19 protein-coding genes and 1 pseudogene are annotated in these 21333 nt (G+C 62.5%); 11 read left to right on the forward strand and 9 right to left on the reverse strand.

Annotated elements, in window-relative coordinates; translation table 11 throughout:
- Window positions 1-48: 48 nt before the first annotated feature.
- The 4 genes and pseudogenes from D6Z24_RS15870 to D6Z24_RS15885 all read right to left on the reverse strand — a co-directional run bounded on the left by D6Z24_RS15870 (window position 49) and on the right by D6Z24_RS15885 (window position 6472).
- On the reverse strand, window positions 49-1689 hold the full coding sequence (locus D6Z24_RS15870; RefSeq protein WP_129127585.1) for an anaerobic C4-dicarboxylate transporter: 1641 nt from the start codon (window positions 1687-1689) through the stop codon (window positions 49-51).
- 687 nt (window positions 1690-2376) lie between these two features.
- Window positions 2377-2595: pseudogene (locus tag D6Z24_RS22100) on the reverse strand (glutaredoxin family protein); the annotation flags it as partial.
- Between the two features lie 692 nt (window positions 2596-3287).
- On the reverse strand, window positions 3288-4700 hold the full coding sequence (locus D6Z24_RS15880) for a sigma-54-dependent transcriptional regulator (protein WP_129127587.1): 1413 nt from the start codon (window positions 4698-4700) through the stop codon (window positions 3288-3290).
- Complete coding sequence (locus D6Z24_RS15885; protein WP_246014690.1) at window positions 4697-6472, reverse strand: transporter substrate-binding domain-containing protein; 1776 nt, start codon at window positions 6470-6472, stop codon at window positions 4697-4699. Before D6Z24_RS15885 ends, D6Z24_RS15880 begins: the two co-directional genes overlap by 4 nt.
- Before the next feature lie 224 nt (window positions 6473-6696).
- Between D6Z24_RS15885 and D6Z24_RS15890 the strand changes: the two genes are divergently transcribed.
- The 3 genes from D6Z24_RS15890 (at window position 6697) to D6Z24_RS15900 (ending at window position 9390) form a co-directional block, all read left to right on the forward strand.
- Complete coding sequence (locus D6Z24_RS15890; RefSeq protein WP_129127588.1) at window positions 6697-8595, forward strand: methyl-accepting chemotaxis protein; 1899 nt, start codon at window positions 6697-6699, stop codon at window positions 8593-8595.
- 151 nt (window positions 8596-8746) lie between these two features.
- A complete protein-coding gene (locus D6Z24_RS15895) occupies window positions 8747-8989 on the forward strand; it encodes a type II toxin-antitoxin system HicA family toxin (RefSeq protein WP_129127589.1) in 243 nt (80 codons plus the stop codon).
- Window positions 8986-9390, forward strand: a complete 405-nt coding sequence (locus D6Z24_RS15900; RefSeq protein ID WP_129127590.1) for a type II toxin-antitoxin system HicB family antitoxin — start codon at window positions 8986-8988, stop codon at window positions 9388-9390. Before D6Z24_RS15895 ends, D6Z24_RS15900 begins: the two co-directional genes overlap by 4 nt.
- 100 nt (window positions 9391-9490) lie before the next feature.
- Here the strand turns inward: D6Z24_RS15900 and D6Z24_RS15905 are convergent, their stop codons facing one another.
- Window positions 9491-10867, reverse strand: coding sequence for an ABC transporter substrate-binding protein (locus D6Z24_RS15905; protein ID WP_129127591.1), 1377 nt, complete (start codon window positions 10865-10867; stop codon window positions 9491-9493).
- Between the two features lie 307 nt (window positions 10868-11174).
- On the opposite strand from D6Z24_RS15905, the gene D6Z24_RS15910 reads away from it, so the two are divergent.
- Window positions 11175-11564, forward strand: coding sequence for a hypothetical protein (locus D6Z24_RS15910; RefSeq protein ID WP_129127592.1), 390 nt, complete (start codon window positions 11175-11177; stop codon window positions 11562-11564).
- Here D6Z24_RS15910 and D6Z24_RS15915 read toward each other — a convergent pair.
- Complete coding sequence (locus D6Z24_RS15915) at window positions 11561-13147, reverse strand: L-lactate permease (RefSeq protein WP_129127593.1); 1587 nt, start codon at window positions 13145-13147, stop codon at window positions 11561-11563. The two genes, D6Z24_RS15910 and D6Z24_RS15915, sit on opposite strands and share 4 nt — an antisense overlap.
- A 208-nt stretch (window positions 13148-13355) precedes the next feature.
- On the opposite strand from D6Z24_RS15915, the gene D6Z24_RS15920 reads away from it, so the two are divergent.
- Entirely contained in the window at window positions 13356-14408 is a 1053-nt protein-coding gene (locus D6Z24_RS15920; RefSeq protein ID WP_129127594.1) for an adenosine deaminase, read from the forward strand.
- A 270-nt stretch (window positions 14409-14678) separates the two neighbouring features.
- Here the strand turns inward: D6Z24_RS15920 and D6Z24_RS15925 are convergent, their stop codons facing one another.
- On the reverse strand, window positions 14679-15044 hold the full coding sequence (locus tag D6Z24_RS15925) for a DUF3135 domain-containing protein (protein WP_129127595.1): 366 nt from the start codon (window positions 15042-15044) through the stop codon (window positions 14679-14681).
- A 216-nt stretch (window positions 15045-15260) separates the two neighbouring features.
- Here D6Z24_RS15925 and D6Z24_RS15930 point away from each other — a divergent pair, with 216 nt between their 5' ends.
- The 6 genes from D6Z24_RS15930 (at window position 15261) to D6Z24_RS15955 (ending at window position 19458) form a co-directional block, all read left to right on the forward strand.
- A complete protein-coding gene (locus D6Z24_RS15930) occupies window positions 15261-15710 on the forward strand; it encodes a phage holin family protein (RefSeq protein ID WP_129127596.1) in 450 nt (149 codons plus the stop codon).
- The gene (locus D6Z24_RS15935) at window positions 15626-16222 is read left to right on the forward strand and encodes a DUF3618 domain-containing protein (RefSeq protein ID WP_129127597.1); all 597 of its coding nucleotides are present in this window, start codon (window positions 15626-15628) and stop codon (window positions 16220-16222) included. Before D6Z24_RS15930 ends, D6Z24_RS15935 begins: the two co-directional genes overlap by 85 nt.
- Before the next feature lie 27 nt (window positions 16223-16249).
- The gene (locus D6Z24_RS15940; RefSeq protein ID WP_129127598.1) at window positions 16250-16525 is read left to right on the forward strand and encodes a YtxH domain-containing protein; all 276 of its coding nucleotides are present in this window, start codon (window positions 16250-16252) and stop codon (window positions 16523-16525) included.
- A gap of 403 nt (window positions 16526-16928) precedes the next feature.
- Entirely contained in the window at window positions 16929-17858 is a 930-nt protein-coding gene (locus D6Z24_RS15945) for a ketopantoate reductase family protein (RefSeq protein WP_129127599.1), read from the forward strand.
- Window positions 17855-18445, forward strand: a complete 591-nt coding sequence (locus tag D6Z24_RS15950; RefSeq protein WP_246014691.1) for an HD domain-containing protein — start codon at window positions 17855-17857, stop codon at window positions 18443-18445. The genes D6Z24_RS15945 and D6Z24_RS15950 overlap by 4 nt, the downstream gene beginning before the upstream one ends.
- The gene (locus D6Z24_RS15955) at window positions 18442-19458 is read left to right on the forward strand and encodes a DUF3187 family protein (protein ID WP_129127600.1); all 1017 of its coding nucleotides are present in this window, start codon (window positions 18442-18444) and stop codon (window positions 19456-19458) included. Before D6Z24_RS15950 ends, D6Z24_RS15955 begins: the two co-directional genes overlap by 4 nt.
- A gap of 6 nt (window positions 19459-19464) precedes the next feature.
- Here the strand turns inward: D6Z24_RS15955 and D6Z24_RS15960 are convergent, their stop codons facing one another.
- Complete coding sequence (locus D6Z24_RS15960) at window positions 19465-19989, reverse strand: hypothetical protein (RefSeq protein ID WP_129127601.1); 525 nt, start codon at window positions 19987-19989, stop codon at window positions 19465-19467.
- Window positions 19989-21143: a DUF2157 domain-containing protein gene (locus D6Z24_RS15965; RefSeq protein ID WP_129127602.1), complete on the reverse strand. Its 1155-nt coding sequence runs from the start codon at window positions 21141-21143 to the stop codon at window positions 19989-19991. The genes D6Z24_RS15960 and D6Z24_RS15965 overlap by 1 nt, the downstream gene beginning before the upstream one ends.
- Between the last annotated feature and the right edge of the window lie 190 nt (window positions 21144-21333).

Raw genomic sequence — 21333 nt, forward strand, 5'->3', positions numbered from 1 at the left:
CTTCTGAGAAAGGTTGATGGTGCATAAGGACCTTGGTTTCTATTGCCGTTAGAACATGAGCTTAGCCAGCACGAACCCGATGCCTATCGATGAGAAGGTGGCGACGAGCCCGGGAATCATGAAACTGTGGTTCAGGACGTAGCGTCCGATCCCCGTGGTGCCGGTGCGGTCGAAGTTGATCGCGGCGACCACGGTCGGGTAGTTCGGGATGAAGAAATAGCCGTTCACCGCAGGGAACATGGCGATGAGAAACGGCGCCGGGATGCCTAGGCTGATGCCTAGCGGCATGAGTGCCCGCACCGTCGCCGCCTGGCTGTAGAGCAGGATGGAGAGGACGAAGAGGGCGAAGGCGAAGAGCCACGGCGCTGTGGTTACCATCTCCTTGATGGAGCCGCTCAGGAAGTCCATGTTCCCCTGGAAGAAGGTGTCGCCCATCCAGGCGATACCGAAGATGGCGATGACCGCCTGCACCCCGGCGATGAAGACGCTCCCCTCGGCGACCTTGTGGATCTTCACCTTGCAGATAAGGAGCATGAGTGCGGCGATGGAGAGCATGACGATCTCGATCACGTGCGGCATCCCCATCTTTTCCTTGTTCTGCGCGGGGCGCTTGTCGTCGAACTTGACGATATGGTAGCCGAAGGGCGTCTTTATCACTTCGGTCAGGTCGCCCGGTTTCTTCAGTTTCGCGCACGCTTTCTCGAATTCGGGGATCATTTTCCCCTTCGCCTGCCAGCCGAGGTCGCCGCCGGTGGTCGCGGTGGCGTCGATGGAGCACTGCTTGGCGATATCGGAGAAGCTCCCGCCGGATTTAAGCTGGGCGAGCACCTCTTTCGCCTCGGATTCGCTTCTTACCACGATGTGGCTGATGCGGGTGTCGCTACCGACGCTCCATTCCGGGCGCATCTGCGGGAAGGAGCCGAAAAGGACCACGAGGATGGTGCCCAAGAGGAAGAGGGCGACCGCGATCTTGGCGGTTGCCGGGGTGTTCCTGATCGCCTCGTTCACCTTGGCGGTGTCGGCATGCGCGGCGCGCGGCGGGGGGACGGTCCCCTCCTGCAGGCGCTTCTGGTATTCAGGATCCTGGTCCAGTTCCTTACCGAGCTTGTTGGAGATGAAAGCGGCGATGATGACGCCGATCAAGGTGGAGGGGATACAGACCTTCAGGATGTCGATCAGTTCGACGTTGAAGCCGAACTTGGCGGCGGACCCGCCGAGAAGGCCGAGAAGTGCCACGGTCGCCGCGGCGATCGGGCTGGCGGTGATGGCCTGCTGCGAGGCGATGACCGAGATGGACATCGGGCGTTCCGGGCGTACCCCGGTCTCGCGCGCCACCTCGGCGATTACCGGAAGCACCGAATAGGCGACGTGGCCGGTGCCGGCGAAGAGGGTGAAGAAGTAGGTCACCATCGGACCCAGGAAGGTGATGCGGTCCGGGTTGTTCCTGAGGATGCGCTCGGCGAGGGCGACGAGGTAGTCGAGCCCTCCGGCCGCCTGCAGGACTCCGGCGGCGGTGACCACCGCGGCGATCATCAGCATGACGTCGATGGGGGGTGCGGTAGGCTGCAGGTGAAACACGAAGGTGAGGACTGCGAGTCCGAGGCCGCCGAGAACGCCCAGGCCGATGCCGCCAAGGCGTGCCCCTACGAAGATTGCTGCCAGTACCACTGCGAATTCGAGCCAGAACATGATGATTCTCCCCTCTGAGGTGGTCGGACGTCCACGCGTCCATGACCTGGACATAGCATCGGGGATGCCAAGGGGAGTGTTTTGAGGCAAGCCTTTGTATTGGCAACGTTTTCTAGCGGTGAACGCGGCGTGACTTGCGCGCCGGGGGGTATGCCTTCGGGAATAGGGGTGAGCATCACGTGGGAAAAACCGACGAAACTACGTGTGGTTAATGAACAGTATTACCATCGCTATAGTATGCCCGCGGGCATACCCCTTTTGATGATGTTCACACGGGAATTTGGGGCATCAGGGGGGATCTCCCCACGAAGCGCAGCAGTAGGCGCCAGGCCCCCCCTTTTGCGAAGGCTCTTTAGGAAACTCCGAGGGGAGCCAATTGTTACTTGTCGTAGCAGAGAACATGCCCCTAACGTCCCCCCCCTTTGCGAAGGGGGAGCCTGTCCCCCGTTGAGATCGTTCCTACGGTCCTCCGTGGGAACGCACGTTAGGGACGCTCCAGCGTCCCTAAGCGGACGCCGGAGCGTCCGAGGCTTTGCGTTCCCACGCTGGAGCGTAGGAACGATGTGACTAAGAACCAAGCGCGAGGCCTAACGTTCCCCCCTTTGCGAAGGGGGGACAGGGGGGATTTGCCTTGGTAAGCGCGCACGCTGCGCAGGTAGACGCCGGATGTCCGGCAACAAGCCCGTCTCAGCGTGAAGGTGGTGTGGCGGGTGCCAGCTCGCGCAGCGCCCGTTCAATGGCGCGTATGTCGCAGCCGTCGACGACCTTTTTCCCGCCGTCGAAGACGATGGTGGGGACGATCTCGCCGCCGTAGAGCTCGCGCCAATCCTTGCGGGCGTTGGGGTCTTTCCGGATGTCGCGTACCGTGAAGGGAATTCCTTTCGTGGTGAAATAACTTTCCACCTCTTCGCAGTAGCTTCAGCCGCTGCCGACGAACATCACGATGGACGGGTAGGAGCGGGCGCCCGTTTCCGGCACCGGTGCCGTTGCGCATCCGACGAGCGACGGCGCGAGTAGAAACACCGCCAAGGCGGCCGCCAGTGCCATTGTCCAGTATCGCCGGAAAAGCCGGGCGCTCCTATTTAGGTGTTTTGTCATCGGTTCCTCCGCATAATTTTTACTTACCGGGAATCCGGGAGGCGGATGCAGCTCCCCACGAACCGTAGCAGGTGACCTGACGTTCCCCCCTTTGTATAGACCGGGGACATGAGTTACACATTTGAGATCGTTCCTACGGTCCTCCGTGGGAACGCACGTTTGGGACGCTCCAGCGTCCCCTAAGCAGACGCCGGAGCGTCCGAGGCTTTCCGTTCCCACGCTGGAGCGTAGGAACGATCTGAAATCACCGCGGCGATCGACATCCGGCGTCTGCTTGCGTGACGCCCCCCGCAAAAGGTGCTGAACATACTGGCCAAGAGACTAAATCCCCTCTGTCCCCCCTTCGCAAAGGGGGGGACGTTAGGGCATGCTCTCTGCTAGACAAGTAACACCATTGGCTCCCCGGAATTCCCGGATGAACCTTCGCAAAGGGGGGAACGTTAGGGGGCGTGCAGAACTTCGTAGCAAACTGCACTTCGCGTGCCTCCGCGATTTAAAAATCATTCCCTGCGCTGCTTGAGCCTCTTGCTGAGCGTGGGCTGCGAGACCCCTAAAAGCCTGGCCGCGATGGACTGGTTACCCTCCGCCCGGCGCACCGCCTCGGCGACCAGGAGATCGATCGCCTCGGTGAAGCCGGGAAGCCGCTCCACGTGGAAGAACGGGTTTTCCGACGGCTCGGCGTGCAACTCCTCCGCGGCATGCGCCGGACGCTCCCCTATGGCCCGGATGAACGCCTCCATGGAGAGGACGCCCCCTTGATGCAGGCTGACCGCGTCGTACACCATCGCCTTCAACTCGCGCACGTTTCCCGGGAAGTCGTAGGTGGAGAGGAGCACGGCCAGCTCCTTCGGGAGGGTCGGCTTTTTCCTGCCGAACTCGGCGCAGGCAAGCTCCATGAAGTGATCCAAGAGGAGCGGGATATCCTCCTTTCTCTTTCTTAGTGGCGGGACGTGCAGGTGGTGCGCACGCAGCCGGTAGTAGAGGTCCTTTCTGAAGGCACCCGCCGCCTGGCGCTCCGCCAGGTCCTGGTGCGTCGCCACGACAACGCGGGCCCTCATGCGCCTCGGCCGGTCGCTCCCGATCGGGTAGTATTCCCCTTCCTGCAAAAGCCTCAAGAGCTTCACCTGGGACCCCATGCTCAGGTCGCCGATCTCGTCCAGAAAAAGAGTCCCATCCGCCGCCTGCTCGATCATGCCGCTTCTCGCCTCGGCGGCCCCGGTGTAGGCCCCCTTGACGTGCCCGAAGAGGGTGTCCGATACCATGGCGTCGTCGAGCCCCGCCACGTTCACCGCGACGAACTGCCCCTTACGGCCGGAAAGACGGTGCAGGGCCGCCACCACCAGTTCCTTGCCGACGCCGCTCTCCCCGGTAACCAGGATCGGCTGCGAGCTCACCGCCACCGCCTCGATGTACTGGAAGATGGAGCGCATCCCCTTGTCGCCGGTCACGATGTCGCGGAACGCCTCCGGGTGCTCCAGCCTGTCGTACAGGAAGCGGTTTCTGAGCTCCCGGTTCTCAAGCTGCAGCTCCTTCTCGCGCACCGCCCGCTTCACCCCCTTGACGATGCGCCCCTCCTCGGAGGTCTTCACGTAGTAGTCGAAGGCGCCGCTTCTCATGCACTGCACCGCGGTCTCCAGCTGGTTCAACCCGCTCACGATGATCACGGTCACCTCGGGATGCTCCTCGGCGATCCGCTCCAAAAGCTCCTCGCCGGAGAGGTGCGGCATGGTGAGATCGAGGAGCACGAGCCCGATCTCGTGCCGCGCCATCAGCGAGAGCGCCTCGCGGCTGTCCTGACAGGTGATGATGTTGTTCAGCCCGGCGCGCTCCAGCGTGATGCTCATCGAGTAGAGCCAGTCCGGCTCGTCGTCCACAAGGAGGATGCCGAAAGACGGGTAAAGGGTCGCACTCATGACTGCTGCTCCTTTGGCTGTGGTACGGGAAGGGTGAGCCGTGCCGTGGTCCCGGTGCCGGGCTTTGAGGTGAAGGCGAGCCCGCCGCCGTGCTCCTTCGCGATGCCGCTCGATACGGAAAGCCCGAGGCCGGTCCCGCCGCTCTCACGCTTCGTGGTGAAGAACGGATCGGTCAGGTGCTGCAGGTGTTCCGGCGCGATCCCCGTCCCCTGGTCGCGCACCTCGAGGATGACCGAGTTTTCACCGGCGTCGAACCAGGTGGCAAGCTCGATGCCGCGGTCCGGGGAGGGAAGCGCCTGGCAGGCGTTCACCAGGAGGTTCACCACCACCTGCTCGATGCGCTGGGCGCTTCCCTGCAGTTTCGGGATACCGTCGCCGAGCGACACGGTGAAGTTCTCCGTGCTCTTATCGATCAGGTTCCCCAGAAGACGCAGGGCCGCCTGCACCGTCTCGTTCAAGTCGAGCTCCGCGGTCTTGCCCGGCTCCTGCTGTCTCGCGAAGTCCTTGAGGTCCTCCACGATGAGCTTCACCCGGCGCGACCCATCCTGCATCTGCCCCATGAGCTTAGGCAGCACCTCGCGCATCCGGGAGTAGGGTAGACCGCCGAACTCGAAATCGCCGTGCCGCTCGAAATGCTCCTCGAGGATCGGCTCCGCGTCCCGAAACGCCTCCATCATCACCGGGAGGTTCAAAAGGATCAGGCCGTTCGGGTTGTTGATCTCGTGGGCGACCCCGGAAACCAGGATCCCGAGCGCCGCCATCTTGTCCGCCTGCACGAGCTGCTGCTGGCGGTTTCTGAGCTCCTCCTCGGCGTGGCGCCGCTCCTCGACCTCGCGGGTGAGCTCGGCGGTGCGCGCGGCCACCTCACGCTGCAGCGTGCGCGACCAGAGCACCGTCCCCCCCACGAGCAGGATGAGCGGCAGCACGACGATGGCGCCGTACTTGAACACCTCGCTCCAGGTGAGCCCCGGCGGTTCCAAGACGCCGAGCCACCTGTTGTAGATCCTCTGGTACTCGCCGGTTTTCTTGAGTATGGCGAGCCCCTCGTTGAAGCGGGCCAGAAGCGCCGCGTTCCCTTTCTTCACCGCGAAACAGTACTGCTGCGCCGATACCGGGTCGCCCACCGCCTCGAGGTTCGTAAGCCCCAGTTCCCGGATCAGGTAGAGGCCGGGTAGCTTCGCCATCACCGCGTAGTCGTGCTTTCCAGAGGCGAGCGAGCGCAGCACGTCGGCGTGGGTGGGGACCGGGACGATCTTCGCCCCCACCTTTTTCGCCGCGAGGAACTCCTGCATGATGCCGTCGTTCAAAACGAGGACTTCCTTGCCGCGCAAGTCCGCCAGGGTGAGATGGCGGTTGCCCCCTTTGCGGGCGAAGATGGAGTGGTGCACGATGGTGTGCGGCGGCGAGAAGTCTATGCTCTGCGCACGCTCGTCCGAGAATGACATCCCTTCCAGGATGTCGACGTTGCCGTCAATAAGGTCCCTGCGCCGCTCCGACCACGCACCCAGGCGGATGTCGACCTTGAGCCCCATGACGCGGGCCACCGCGCGGGTGAGTTCCACGTTGTACCCGGCAGGCCTGTCCTCCCGGTCCAGGAACTCGTACGGGGGGTAGCTCCGGTCGCCGCCTACCACCACGAGCGTCGGTCCCTCTCCCCCCTCCGCCGTACCTTCGGCGGCGCGGGCACCTGGCAGGCACAGTGTCAGCGAGGCGGCGACAAGGCACAAGAGGGTGACCAGTATGAATCTGAAGCGGGCAGATATAGTCATCATCGATGCAGCTTATCTGTCAATCCGGCAGCTTGCAAGCGGTTCTTCCGGCTGTCACTATCGGCGCGACGGCATTGAGCCATTATTTTTCACCAATGTTTGTTGCGCCTGCGGGAATTCCCTTAAGTGCCCGGAACACGCGCCGAAGACAACGATATGACCTGCGCCGGGCTTATCTTCGGAGGATTTCCGTTCCGAATACACATTACATATCGAAGAGGTACCTTATGAACCTGAGAAGCAAGGTAAACGTTACTGTTGTCATAATGTTTGCCGTGGCGCTCATCGCGCTCATCGTCGCCGCCACCAGCAGCACCCGAAAGATCATGGGGGGGATGATAAGCAGTTCCCAGGTGGCGCTTGCGACGGACAACGCTGGCAGCGTAAACGCCTGGCTCCTGTCGAAGCAGGCCATTATCGCGGCGGGCGCCAAGGACCTCTCCAAGGAGCAGGGGCAGTCCAAAGAGCAGATCATGAAACTCGTGCAGCTTCTGGCCGGTGCCGGCGGCTTCTCCACGGTCTACCCCGGATACGAGAACGGCGTCTTCGTCTCCTCCGACGGCTGGGTCCCGGATGCCGGGTGGGACCACCGTAAGAGGCCCTGGTACGAGAAGGCCAAGAGCGAGATGAAGGTGTCGCAGACCGAGCCGTACGTCGACGCTCAGACCGGCAAGACCATCATCTCCTTCATCGCCCCGATCACCGCCGGGGGCGCCTTCACCGGCGTGCTCAGCTCCGACATCATGCTGGACGATGTCATAAAGCAGGTGCTGGACGTGAAGGTGGGGGGCTCCGGTTACGCCTTCGTCATCGACAAGTCCGGGAAGATCCTGATCCACCCGAAGAAGGACCTGGTGCTGAAGAAGAAGTTCCAGGAGGTGGCACCAGGTGTCGGGGATCTGAGCGCCAAGCTTGCGGCGGCACCGAGCGGGACGATCGAATACACCGCAGACGGGGTGGATAAAATCGCCACCTACGCCAAGATCCCCGCTGCAGACTGGTACCTCTGCGTGACTACCGTCAAGTCCGAGGCGTTCGCCCCCGTTAACAAGCAGGTAACCGCGCTGGTGGTGCTGGGCGCCATCTTCCTTGCCGGCGGCATCACGCTGATCTTTTTCGTGCTGCGCCGTCTTCTGAGTCCGCTGGGGATCCTATGCCACCGCGTGTCCGATCTGGCCGAGGGGGAGGGGGACCTCACCAAGCGCGTCGACGTAGGGGACCGCAAGGACGAGATCGGCCTTCTCGCCGACAAGCTGAACACCTTCGTCGAGCACATGGGAGGGATCATCGGCCAGATGGCCGACGCCTCCCGGTCGCTTGCCTCCGAGTCCAACGCCCTTACCGCCACCTCAATGTCCATCTCGGTGGGCGCCGAGTCGGTGGCCGGACAGACCGCCACCGTGGCGACGGCGAGCGAGGAGATGGCCGCCACCGCCGCCGACATAGCGAACAACTGCCATCGCGCAGCGGAGAGCGCCCAGCGCGCCGCGGACACCACGCAGGACGGCTTCAAGGTGGTCTCCAGCACCGTGGAAGGGATCCGCTACCGCGGCCGGATGACCCGCGAGAACGCCAACCAGATCTCCTCCCTCGGCGAGCGGAGCGAGCAGATAGGGGCGATCGTGGCGACCATCGAGGACATCGCCGACCAGACCAACCTGTTGGCGCTTAACGCCGCCATCGAGGCCGCCCGGGCCGGGGAGCAGGGGCGCGGCTTCGCAGTCGTGGCTGACGAGGTGCGTGCCCTTGCCGAACGGACCACCCGAGCCACCAAGGAGATCGGCGACATGATCAAGGCGATCCAGCAGGAGACCAGGGGGGCGATCGCCTCGATGGAGGAAGGGGTGCGCGGCACCGAGCAGGGAGCCCTTGAGGCCGAGCGGCTGGAGGGGGCGCTGCGCAACATCCTCGAGCAGGTGAACGACGTCACCTCGCAGGTGAACCAGATCGCCACCGCCGCCGAGGAGCAGGGTGCCACCACCGGCGAGATCACCAACAACATCCAGCAGGTGACCGCCGTGGTTCAGGAGACCGCCAGCGGTGCCCAGGACTCCGCCCAGTCCGCCTCCCGTCTCTCCGAGCTCTCCGCCGAACTGCAGACGATCGTCGGGAAATTCAAGCTGTAATCAGTTCACCCTGTAGCGGCTGAAACGCGCAACGGGGGACGAGTCTTGGACTCGTCCCCCGTTTTTTTTTCTCTAACCGTACGGCCTTAAGCGGTGCTGCACGTACTTTACGCGCGTTGACAGATAGTACTATATCCAGTATCGTTCAGGTATGGGCACGGCTGAAAAACAACTTGAGCGAATGCGCCACAACCCTCGTGACTGGCGCATCGAAACCCTGGTTGCCGTGGCGACCAGGTATGGTGTTGAAATCCGTAACCATGGCGGTAGCCACCATGTCTTTTCGTTTCCCGGCATTGAACTGGCCGTCACCATTCCGGCTCACCGGCCGATCAAGCCTATTTACGTACGTCAATTGGTCGCGCTGATAGACCAGGCAAGGAGCAGAAGATGAGCATCAAGAAGATAAAACCGGTTTCCCCTCCTCACGCATTTGAAACGTACATGCACGAAATCTCTCCCCTCTCCCCGGAAGATGGTGGAGGCTTTCTTATCACCTTTCCTGACCTCCCCGGCTGCATGTCCGATGGAGCTACCGTTGAAGAGGCGATCGCGAACGGAAGGGATGCTTTTTCCGCCTGGGTTGCCGCAGCGCTCGATATGGGGAAGCCGATTCCCGAACCGACCTCGAAACCCATGGAACTTGTCGAAGCCTCAGGAAAGTTCGTCGCCCGTCTCCCGAAGACTCTGCATGCCCGGTTGGTTGCCATGGCCCGCCAAGAGGGGGTCAGCCTCAACACATTGGTGCTGACTCTCATCTCCGAGAGTGTCGGGCAAAGGGGGAAGCGCGTTTAGCAAGCATTCATCCACCCAAGTCCCGAATTGCCAAACTTTTCGAAAGAGTTGGCGAAGTCTAGCCCTCCGCTTTCCGCCGCCTTTGCCCCTCAAGCGCTGATCACCCCTGCTTGGTCTGCGCCTCCCCGAACTTCTCCTCGAAGCATGCCGGGCAGATGCCGTGGCTGAACTGCGCCTCGGAGTGCTGCGAGATGTAGGACTCCATCTGCTGCCAGCTCTCTTCGTCGTTTTGCACCTTCTTGCAGTACATGCAGACCGGGATGATCCCCTCGAGCATCTTTATCTTCGAGAGCGCCTCCTCGAGCTCCGCGTTCCGTTCGATCAGGTCGTCCCTGTGCCTCTTGATGGTCCTGCGGCTGTACACCAGCTTGAACAGGTTGTCGATGAGGGCGAACAGCAGGACGATGGAGATGGTCGCGAGGATTTCGACCCTGTGGCTCCAGAGGAGATTGGCCGGCTTGTTGATGAGGATGCTCCCCTCGGGGAGCCTGGACTCGGGGATGCGGAAACGCCGCATCTCGTTGTAATCGAACATATCCTTGTTCGGGCTCGGAACGACGGTAGGCATGGTGTCGATGGCGGCGCCCTTCAGGATGTTCGCCGCCATGGTCGCCGCGGCGGAACCGTGCTCGCGCAGGTTGATCAGGCGCCCGCCGACGATGCCGTTGCCGAGGCTGAACTCCCACCCGCCGTAGACCGGCACCGGGCTCCCCGCGGAAACAAGCTTCAGCGCGTCGTTGGTGGAGACCCGCTCCCCGTTTTTGTCCTCGACGAAGGAGGCGAAGTAGACGATCACGCTGTCCGGCCGCACATTTTTGACGCGCTCCAACAACCGGTCCAGGCGCAGACCGGCTACATAGGAAAAGCGGGCGCGGCTGGAGAATTGCGCGGCGGCCTTGCGGAACTCCTCTTCGTTCAGCCTGCCGGTCACCGATTGGTCGCTGATGGCGATCACCTCGGTCGCTTTCGGATGCAGCTTGAAGATGAGGTCGAGGGTGTCCTTGAAGCTCGGGCGCTCGTCGATCCCGACGATGCCGTGCTTCCCTTTGAGCCTCGAAGGATCGAAGGAATTGGTCCCGCAGAAGACGACCGGGGTGCTTCCGAAGATGTTCTCCCTCTGTTTCTCCAAGACGTCGAAAGCGTAGTCATCCGTGGAGAAGACGAGGTCGAAGTGCCGCTTCTGGTACTTGAACGTGAGCAGGTCGATGACTTTCGCGTCGAAGGCGTTGCCGCTGTAGTTCTTCGAATCGAGGTACTCGATCAGGATCTCGGTCTGCGGCAGGGCTTTAAGCAGCGTTTCCCTGAACCCTTTGACGATGTCGTCGGAGCCCCGGTAGCCGGAATGGTAGGAGTTGAGGATCAGGACCTTTTGACGGGCCTTGATCTCGGCTGCGTCCGCGCGGGTGGCACCGGACGGCGCAAGAAGAGGGAAGATGGTGAGGAAGAGCAGGAGCAGCCGGAGCGCGCTTTTCTTCATAATTCGTTTCTCCACCCGGCTTGCAGCGAGCCGGCCGGTGGGTAGAGGCGCCTTCACCTGTAACTGGCGGTGAAGGCAGGACAGCAAAAAGGCTCAGTGGGGAACGCATGGTGCTCATGACGCATCTGTAAACAGTTTCGGCATAATCGTTCCCAGCTTGAGCGGCACGGCGTCTTTCTCACAGGAAAAGCGGTGTGGCAGGGGGAGACGCTTCCGTGTCGATATTGTGACGACCTCGGGAAATCCGGTACAATTGTGCTCTGGAGCAACCCGGCATAAGCAGTCTCCTGAGAGAGTGGGGGGAGCCATGCGCGAACACGATTACTATCGATATGAGAATGAGGACCCCTGGGAAGGCGTACAACTGACGAAGGAGGCGATAAGGGCGCGTGCCACCTTGATCCTCTACACGGCGCTCATCACCGCCCCATTCGTCGCGCTGGTCGCCTGCAGCGGCTTCGCGAGCGGCTTGAAGGGGCATGAAGTGCTGGGGATCTCCTGCTACAACGCCATGATATCCACCATCTTTTTCTTCGACACCTTGAGAAACGCCGCCCACGACTGCTTCGACGAGGCACAGTCCGAAGGGTTCGTGACCTGCGTCGAAGGCATCCCGGTCATCGACCGTAACTACCCGCACCGCCGCCTGGCCAGGCTCTCCTTCGCCATCCGCGGGAGGATGCAGAAAAAGCCTTAGCCCCTGAACCAGAGCAGCGCGACCACGAAGCACGACGTGACCAGGGTCAGGACGACGGCGAAGATGAAGGCGATGCGGATGACGAGGCTCTCCTCCCCGATCCTGTCGATGGCGGCGGCCGCGTTCTGCAGCTTCGCCGGGGAAACCACGCTGGCGAGTCCCCCCCCGAAGGCGAGCCCTGCGGTTATGATCAGCATCGCCTCGGTGGACATCCTGAGGTTGCGGGCCGTCGACATCGCGTACTTGGCGAACATGGCGATGGTGGACGCCTCGCTCCCGGTGATGAAGCCGCCGAAAAGTCCTATGAAGGCGACCACCTGCCCGTAAGCCCCCTGGAACAGCTGGGCCGACGCGTCGGCCAGGACGCGCACCATGCTAGGCGAGGCGAACTGGTGCGTCGCCATGTCGTAGCCAGTCATGTTCATCACCTCGCCGATGGCGAAGAAGATGGCGGCGGCGAACACCGGTCGGGGCGCCCGCTTGAGCCATACCGCACCCGCCTCGCGCAGCTGTTGCCCGGTGGGGCGCAGAAAGGGGAGTGCCAGCAGCGTGCTAGCGAGGATCCAGGTGTAGGCCTGCCAGAGGGCGCGCGTGTCGATAGGTTTGCCGTCGGCGGAAAGACCTGCAACCGGCAGCTTCAGGGTGCGGTACAGCAGGTCGAACATCTCCTTCGGGAGGTTCAAGGCGAGGATGAGGAGCACCAGCAACAACCACGGCATCACGGCGCGCCAGAGCGGAAAGGCGCGGCAGAAGGCGAGCTCGTCCTTGGTCAGCCGGCTCTGGTCCAGTACCGGATGCCCGGTGACGATCAGGTACAGCGCCATGGCGACGATGACCGCGATGCCGCAGATGACACCGGTCAGCACCACGAGGTTGTCGTAGCGGTTGGTGAAGGAGGCCACCACGCCGATCACGCCGCCGGTTATGAGGCAGGGGAGAAAGCCACTTTTGATCCCTTCCCAGCGTCCGACCATCCAGAGCATGCAGAAACCGATGAGGGTGGAGACGACCGGCAGGAAAAGGCAAAAGACCATCCCAGCCTGGTGCAGGGTGATCTCCCCCTTGCCGAGGAAGCTGTTGGCGATGTCCACGAAGACGACGATGGGGGCGCCCAGGAGGGCGTAGGTGCAGAGGGAATCGTAGCCGATGGCGGGGAGCGCCACCGCGACGGTGCTCGAGTACCCCATGGCGAGGAGGATCGGCGGCAGGATCGAGACCGGAGTCGCCCCGACCGCCACCATGAGCGTGCCGAAGCCTATGTTGATCATCATGATCTGCACCGCGCGGTTTTCGCTGGCGATGGTCTTTATGAAGATGGTGATGCGCTTGAGCGCGCCGGTCTTCTCCATCACCGCCATCTGCAAAAGGGACGTGGCGACGATGAGCGATACCGAGAAGGAGCGGATGAGTCCCGCAGCGGTGGAGCGCAGGATCACCTCGGCGGAGGTCTGAAAGCCGAGCCAGGCGACGAGCGAGATGACGATCCATCCCGCGAGGCCGCTTATGTCGGCCGCCTTGCGCAATACCAGCAGAAGAACGAGGATGACGAGAATGGGAAGCAGGGTAAGCAGCAGCGGGGACATCGGTTGAGGCTCCTTTCGGGCGTGAGTTGTGCCGCAGGCGTTTCACGACACAAGCGCCCCATCATAAAGGAACCCGCCTCACGGTTCCAGAAATAAATGCTCATTTGTCGTCTCTTTCAAAGGAGATGTTGTGGCTTTGGTGCCGTTGTGGCACAATCCGCGGCTTCCTCAACCGAGGAGCATCATGCAAAGCAACAGGAGTAAAGGTATGAACCTGGAATCGATCCAGCGGCGGGACCTTCCCGCCATACTGAGCCGCATGCCCAAGGCGGAACTGCACATACACATCGAGGGGTCGCTGGAGCCGGAACTGATCTTCGAGATGGCGGGCAGAAACGGCATCAGGCTCGACTACGCCTCCATCGAGGATCTGCGCGCGGCGTACGCATTCACCGACCTGCAGAGTTTCCTCGACATCTACTACGCAGGCGCGGGCGTGCTGCAGACCGAACAGGACTTCTTCGACATGGCCTGGAGTTACCTGAACCGCGCCAAGGCGGACAACGTGCTCCATGCCGAGATCTTCTTCGATCCCCAGACGCACACCGCGCGCGGCATCCCCTTTGCGACGGTGATCGCCGGGCTGGACCGTGCGGTGCGCCGCGCAGGGGAAGAGCTCGGCGTCTCCGCATCGCTCATCCTCTGCTTCCTGCGCCACCTGAGCGAGGAGGACGCCTTCGCCACCCTGGAAGAAGCGCTGCCGTACCGCGACCTCTTCATCGGCGTCGGGCTGGACAGCGGCGAGCGGGGCAACCCGCCCGAGAAGTTCGCACGGGTCTTCGCGCGCTGCCGGGAACTGGGGCTGCACATCGTCGCGCATGCCGGTGAAGAGGGGCCGGCGGACTACATCCGCGACGCCCTGGACATCCTGAAGGCCGAGCGCATCGACCACGGCGTGCGCTGCCTGGAGGATGCCGACCTCGTGGCCCGGCTGGCGCGCGAGAGGGTGCCGCTCACCGTCTGCCCGCTTTCCAACGTGAAGCTCGCCGTCTTCCGCGAGATGCACGACCACAACCTGGGCAGGCTCCTTCAGGCGGGCCTCGCCGCCACCGTCAACTCGGACGACCCGGCTTATTTCGGGGGTTATCTGAACGACAACTACGCGGCGACCTTCGCGGCCCTGCCGGAGCTGGGCGCGCGCGAAGCGTACCAACTCGCCCGAAACAGTTTCGAGGCGTCTTTCGTTGCCGAAGAGGTGAAGAAGGGGTGGGTGACGGCACTCGACGAGTACTTCGCCGGTGCGTGCGGGGGAAAGGGCTGAAAAAATGACCCGATTAATGATGATCTTCCGCTAGCCCCCCTCTCCCTCCGGGAGAGGGGGGCCGTAGGGCGGGTGAGGGCGTTGCCGCAAAGTGAATAGTTGCAACTGCCGATGCCCTCACCCTGACCCTCTCCCGGAGGGAGAGGGGATGTGGACGTTATGCAGCGGGAGATCATAGCTGATAGCTAATAAAACGGCCACGGAGGATACCTGAGACTGCTTTTGCGCTCAGATAACCCCGTGGCCGCTTTTGTCACACGCTTCGTTTCGTCAAATCCTGCGCAGTTTTGCGGTTTCTTCTTCCTTTCTCTCGATGCGGTCCTTCCTGCCGAGGGTGCGCATCAGGCTGTTGCAGGTCTGCACCAGTTTCTCAAGCTGTCCATTCTCGCCGTACACCTCGCCGTAAAAGATGTTCTCCATGATGTGCATGCGCCCGATGTTGCTGCTTGCCTTGCGCAACTGCATGCCGATCGACCACTGCATGCGTTGCAGCTGCAGTGATTTCTCCGGGGTCCTGGCCACGCAGGCCTTCTTCACGGCTTCCTCCGCCAGTTCATCGAACAGGGCGGGGGCCCTCTTGTATAGTTCCCGCAGTTCTCCCGGGGTATATGATGTGAACTCTCGTCTGGTACTCATGACACTCTCCTTCTTCCTTTCATTGCAATAAAAGCCATACTCAAGCGTCCGATTGAGTTTTTCTAATTGTCTTTCAAATCGCAAAAAAATGCCAGCAAAATGTATACGGCCGGAGGCGTGAGACAAAGCCCGCTTGCAATAAAAGTTTAAATTTCCTAACATTAATTATCGGTAACGTTGATCCGGGGTGATTCGTCATTCGGAAAGGAGGCTGCCATGCCGGACAAAGGTGAGAAAACGATCGGTGAACTGGTATCGGAACTCGGCAGCGAGTTGCGCGCATTGCTCCGGCAGGAGCTGGGGCTATTCGCAGCCGAGATGAAGGAGAAGGCGGTACATGCCGCCAAGGACGCGGCCGCCATCGCCGTGGGCGGCGTGCTTTTGTACACGGGGCTCCTGGTGTTGACGGCGGCCATCGTGCTCGGGCTCGCGACGATCATGCCGGCGTGGGGTGCGGCGCTGTTGGTGGCGCTGGGCCTATTTGCGATAGGAGCGGTGATCGTTCTTAAGGGTGGAAAGGATGTGAAGGAGATGGATGCAAAGCCCACGCAGACGATGGGGGCTTTGAAGGAGACGGTAAAATGGGCCAAAACGTTAAGGTTCACGAGCAGCACGCATCGGCGGACGAGATTCGCGAGCAGATCCGGCACACGGAAGGCGATATAACAAGGACCGTTCACGACCTTGAGGAGCGTCTTTCGCCGCAGCACCTGAAGGCGCGCGGCGTACGACGGGCAAAACTGTTGGCATGGGAGGGGATCGCAGGCGTGCTGCGGTTGGCGCAGCGGACCTCGGTGCAGGTCTTTGTTATCGGCGCAAGCGCAGCGCTCCTGGCACTTGGCAACAGGCGGGTACGCAACAGGGTCACCGCGGGCGTCGGGCTGAAGAAAACGGTTGAAGTCCCCGTGACGGGTGGCGCGGCCCGGGCGGCGGGAGCCGGGGCGCTGTGGCTTTTGCTGCGCAGGTTGAACGCGGGAAGGACGGCCGCCGTGGCGGCGCCGGTATCGGGGTGGTCCCTTGCGGCAACCGCGCTGAAAGGTTTTTTGAGCGGCAAGAAGGCGTCGCAAAAGCACGGCACGCCGCGGGAAGGGAAAAAGCTTGCCTGGCGTGGTCTGGCGGCAAGCGTAGGCGCCGCCCTTGGGAGCTACTGGTACAACCACAAGGCAGGCAGAGTCTAGAACCAGCAAGGCTGGGAGGAGGACGTCATGAGAAGACACGGACACGCGAGCACCACGGCTGAGGTGGTGAGCTTTTCGGCCGGAGCACTGGTAGGAGCAGGCCTTGCCCTGCTGTACGCCCCGAAAACAGGGCACGACATGAGGGAGAAAGTTTCCGACGTGACCGGCGATGCCATCGCCAAGATGAAAGGGCTCACTACCGAAGTCCAGGACAAGCTGAACCGCAACCTGCGCAAGGGGCGCGAGTATGCGGAGGAAAAAGTCTCGGAGCTGTCGTCGCACGTTGAAGAGCAGTATCACTGAGCAAGCAAGTGGTGAAGAGACCCGCACAGAGGCTGCCCGTCCGGGCAGCCTGATTTTTTTTGCGAAACACGGGTAGGGGGACTGGCTCCGCCAGGTGCCTGTCCCCTTTCACATTGTTCCCACGGAGGACCGTAGGAACGATCTCAACACCCTTGGAAAATCGTTCCCACGCTCCAGCGTGGGAATGCAATCGGGAGACGCTCCCGCGTCTCGTACTGCGGACGCTGGAGCGTCCAGGGCTTTCGTTCCCACGGTGGACCGTAGGAACGATGCCGAAAGTGACCGTTTCCACGAAGCGGAGCAGTAGGCGGCGCGTTCCCCCTTGGCGCTCCCACCAAACCAGGGTTGACGGCTGCGCCGCAGTGTGACAAATTGCCTGAAATTTTTCCCATTCGAGAACCTGATGAACCGACCCGTCCAAAAGATCGCCGTCATCGGCGCCGGAGCGCTCGGCGCCGTCTACGGCAGCCTCCTTTTCACCCTCGACAGAGACTCCGTCTTCTTCATCGCCGACGGCCCGCGCGGCCAAAGGCTTAAGGCCGACGGCGTGACCGTGAACGAAACCTCTTTCCACATCCCGGTCTTCGCCCCAGAAGAGGCGCCGGTCGCCGACCTCGTCATCGTGGCGGTGAAGCACCGTCAGCTCGACGAGGCGATCGCCGGCATCCGCCGCGCCGTCGGAGCGGACACCGTGATCCTGTCGGTGATGAACGGCATCGACAGCGAAGAGCGCTTAGCCGCCGTCTACGGTGCGGAAAAGGTGCTTTACGCCCTCTCCATAGGGATCGACGCGGTGCGTGAGGGGAACGCGGTCACCTACCAGAACCTCGGGCGCATCCTCTTCGGCGAGCGCGACAACACAGAACAGAGCGCGAGGGTCCGCCGGATCAGCGGGCTCTTCAGCCGCGCCGGCATCGCCCACGAGGTGCCGCAGGACATGGTGCGCAGCCTCTGGTTCAAGTACATGATCAACGTAGGCGTGAACCAGGTCTCCGCCGTCCTCGGCATGACCTACGGTTCGCTCAGGGAGTCCGCCGGGGCGCGCGAGATGATGGACGCCGCCATGCGCGAGGTGATCGCCGTTGCCGTGGCCAAAAAGGTGGATCTTTCCGAGCGCGACCTGGACGAGTGGTACCGCGTGCTTGGCACCTTGGGCGCTTCAGGGAAGACCTCGATGCTCCAGGATGTGGAAGCGGGACGTCCGACCGAGGTGGACATGCTTGCCGGGACGATGATCGCCATGGGAGAGCAGTATCGGATCCCGACGCCGGTGAACCGGGAGCTTTTCTCCGAACTGAAGCGGATTGAAAACGAGAAGGAGAGGGGCAGATGACGATCTCACGCACCGTGGAGTTCATTCTAGAGCTCGACAAGCTAAAAGGCGTGACCCGCAAGAACCGCTCGAAGGGGAGCGACCGCTACGAGAACTCCGCCGAGCACAGCTGGCACATCGCCATGATGGCCTACTCGCTCGAGCCTTTCGCCGCGGCGCCGGTGGACATGCACCGGGTTGTCGGTATGCTCCTCGTGCACGACGTGGGCGAGATCGACACCGGGGACACCATCGTCTACGCCACCGAGGGGTGGGAAGAGCGCAAGGCCGCCGAACTTGAGGCGGTAAAGAGGATCTTCGGGATGGTGCAGGAGCCGCAGCGCTCCTTTTTCCTGGACCTCTGGCTCGAGTTCGAGGAAGCCGCGACACCTGAGGCGCGTTTCGCCCATGCCGCCGACCGCGCCATTCCGGCCCTGCTCAACCTTTCGAACGAGGGGCAGAGCTGGCGTGAAAACGGCATCAGCTACGAACGGGTGATAGGCCGCATTGGGCCTCCCATCGAGGCCGGCTGCCCGGCGCTTTGGGAATACCTCCGGGGGCGTCTTGCCGAGGAAAACGAGAAGGGATGGTTCGGGGAGGATAGATGAGGAAACTGGCAAGCTTGGCCGTTGCGCTCTTTCTGGCCGCCGTCACGGCTTCAGGCGTCTGCGCGGAACCGCTCGCGATAACACCCTTTTACACCTTCAACCAGAATCCCCTTGTGCAGATCTACGGTCTGCCCGCCGCGGAGAACGCCGTCGTGCAGCCGGCGGGACGGGGGTGGGGGCTTCTGGCCTTCGACATCGCGAACAGCGACGTCGATGACGAGAACGCACGGGAGCGCCTGCTTCTGGATGGCGAGAGCGAACGGACCACGCTCGCCTTCCGCTACGGCGTGGCGGAGAACCTGGAACTTGGTTTCGATCTTCCCATGGTGGCCTACAACGGCGGGATCTTCGACGGCTTCATCAAGAATTGGCACCGGTTCTTCGGGCTTCCACAGGGAAACCGCCTGGTCTCGCCCGACGACCGGCTCCTTTTCCGCTACGAACGTGACGGGGAGGAGCGGCTTCGTATGGAAAATGCCACCTTCCGCATGGGCGACGTCCGGCTCAACGGCGCTTGGCAGCTCTACCACGACCGCAGCGCCAATCCGCGCGCGCTTGCGCTGCGGGGAAGCGTGAAGCTTCCCACCGGAAGCAGTTCGAGGCTTACCGGCAGCGGCAGCACCGACCTGGCCCTTTGGCTTACCGGCAGCGATGACTACCAACTGCCGGGGAGATGGGGGCACGCGACCCTCTTCGGTGCGCTAGGCGGCATGGCGCTCACCGACGGGGACGTGTTGAAGGGACAGCAGGAGAACCTGGTCGGTTTCGGAACCTTCGGCGGAGGGTGGTCGCCGCGCGACTTCATCGCCTTCAAGGTGCAGTTCTCCGGGCACACCGCCTTCTACAAGGAGAGCGACTTGAAGGAGCTCACCTCGCCCGCAATGCAGCTTCTCTTCGGCGGGACCCTGGCCTTCACCCAATCGACCACGCTCGACATCGCCCTTTCCGAGGACATCATCGTCGGCGCCTCTCCGGACATCGCCCTGCACCTCGGTCTGGGGCAACGCTTCTAGCCCCTTTCACCTTAGTTCGAGCGGGAGGAGCGCTCCGGTTCCTTTCCTGATGCCCAAACGGATCGGGCGGGGCGGCCCCTGCCTCGGAACGGTCACCTGGACCCACAGCTCTTCTCCGGAAGGGCGCAGCGAAGGGTCGGGGACATGTTCGGGGATGAAGAAGGGGACCGGCTGCGCGAGGACCGCAAACTTTCGCCCCTGACGCTCCACGATGCGCACCTGCCGGGACGGATCCAAGCCGCGCTCCTCCGCTTTCGGCGCTGCCACCAGCCGTCCCCCCTCCACCGAAAGCTGCACGGCCTGCGCCGGTTGCCACCCCGCTTTCTTGTCGGGTTCCCGCAGGCCCCGTCCTTCCACGACGAGATCGAGGCTCACGTAACGCCCCCTGATCGGGAGCGAGGGGTCATGCGGAGCGGCCTCCACCCAAACGGCGGGAAGCGTGGCGCGATCGTAGAGGAGTTTTCCCCCGAGCAGGGCCACCATGCAGACGTGGAGCAGGGCCACGGCGACCCCTTTGGCAGTCCGGCTCATCACTCGACCCTCCCCAGGCGTTCCACCAGCCGCCGTCTCGTCTTCTCCAGCAGCCATCCACCAAGCAGGAACAGAATTCCGAGCCCGGTCAGGCTCGCCGAACGTCCCAACTTGTCCATCACCGTGGAGAAGTAGAAGATGAGCACGGTGAAGGCGAAGCCCGCGATGCCGAGGTTTATCCTCTCCCTGCGGGATTCGTGAAGCCCCCACCATATGAGGGCGATGGAACCGGAGGCGCTGGTAAGGTAAAAACCGGCCTGTTCCCAGAAGGTCCCGGCATGGCTTGCCGCCATGAACCGGGACGGCTCAACGGACGTAGTTCCAAGAAGCAGCACCCAGACCGCCGCGACGGCGTTCATCCAGGCCGCCTTGCCGCGCAGGAAAAGGGACAGCGCCAAGGGACCGGCCAGGGCGACGCCCCACCCCGCGACGAGATGGGCCGTTGGGACAGCCGGAGTCCCGTGCTGGAAGGTGTCGGAAAAGGCCGTGCCGGCGGCAAGCGGCAGCAAGGCGATGCCGCCGATCCATGCCAGCGCCCTGCGCACCGGCGATTCCCTACCCGGAAGCACGGCGGTGAGATAGGTGATCGCGAGGAGCAAGAGCCCTTCGCTCAGCACTCTTTCGCCGCCGTACCAGTTACGGGTCGCCTCGGCCCATTCTCCGGCAAGCCAAACCGGCGCGAGGATGGCGGCGAGCGCTGCCTGCGGCCAGTCGCGCAGCAGAGCCCACGCCCCCAAGGCGCCCAGGGCCCAGAGCATGACCCCGGCCGGCCAATGTTCCTGAAGATGAAAGATTTGTGCGGCGAGGAAGATGCCCGCGCCGAGCGCGACGGTGCCGACGGCGTGGAGGGCGGAGGAAAGGGGAGGGAAGCGCACGGCGGAAAAGACCGCCGCAAGGTGGAAGAGCGCCACCATGGTGATGGTGAGTGAGAAGCGTCCCGCGGGGGAAAGGGAATCCCAGTGGGCGGCGACGAAGAGAAGGACGCCCGCGCCAAGCAGCAGGGCGCCGAAGGCAACCGCCAGGAGCACGGGCCAATGCAGCCCCTGTCCCCGTTCGTGGTCGGACTCGAAGGCCCTGATCCGTTCGGCGGTGGCCGCGTCGATGACCCCTTCCTGCAACCATCTCTCCACGTCTTTTTGCCAGCGACCAGCCATCCGTCCTCCCGTGCCGTTTGTGAGGAATCCCGGAAAGATTGCGGCGACGAGAATAGCATGCAGGTTAGCGGCTATCAATTTAAATGTTGAAAGTACGATAAGACCGTTAGCCACGGAGGAAATCTGAGAAAATCTGAGAGAGGCAAACACTAGAGCGGGGATAACCCCCTCTTTTGTTTTTGGTTCAGAT

The sequence above is a fragment of the Geomonas oryzae genome, assembly GCF_004117875.1.
Lineage (GTDB): Bacteria > Desulfobacterota > Desulfuromonadia > Geobacterales > Geobacteraceae > Geomonas > Geomonas oryzae.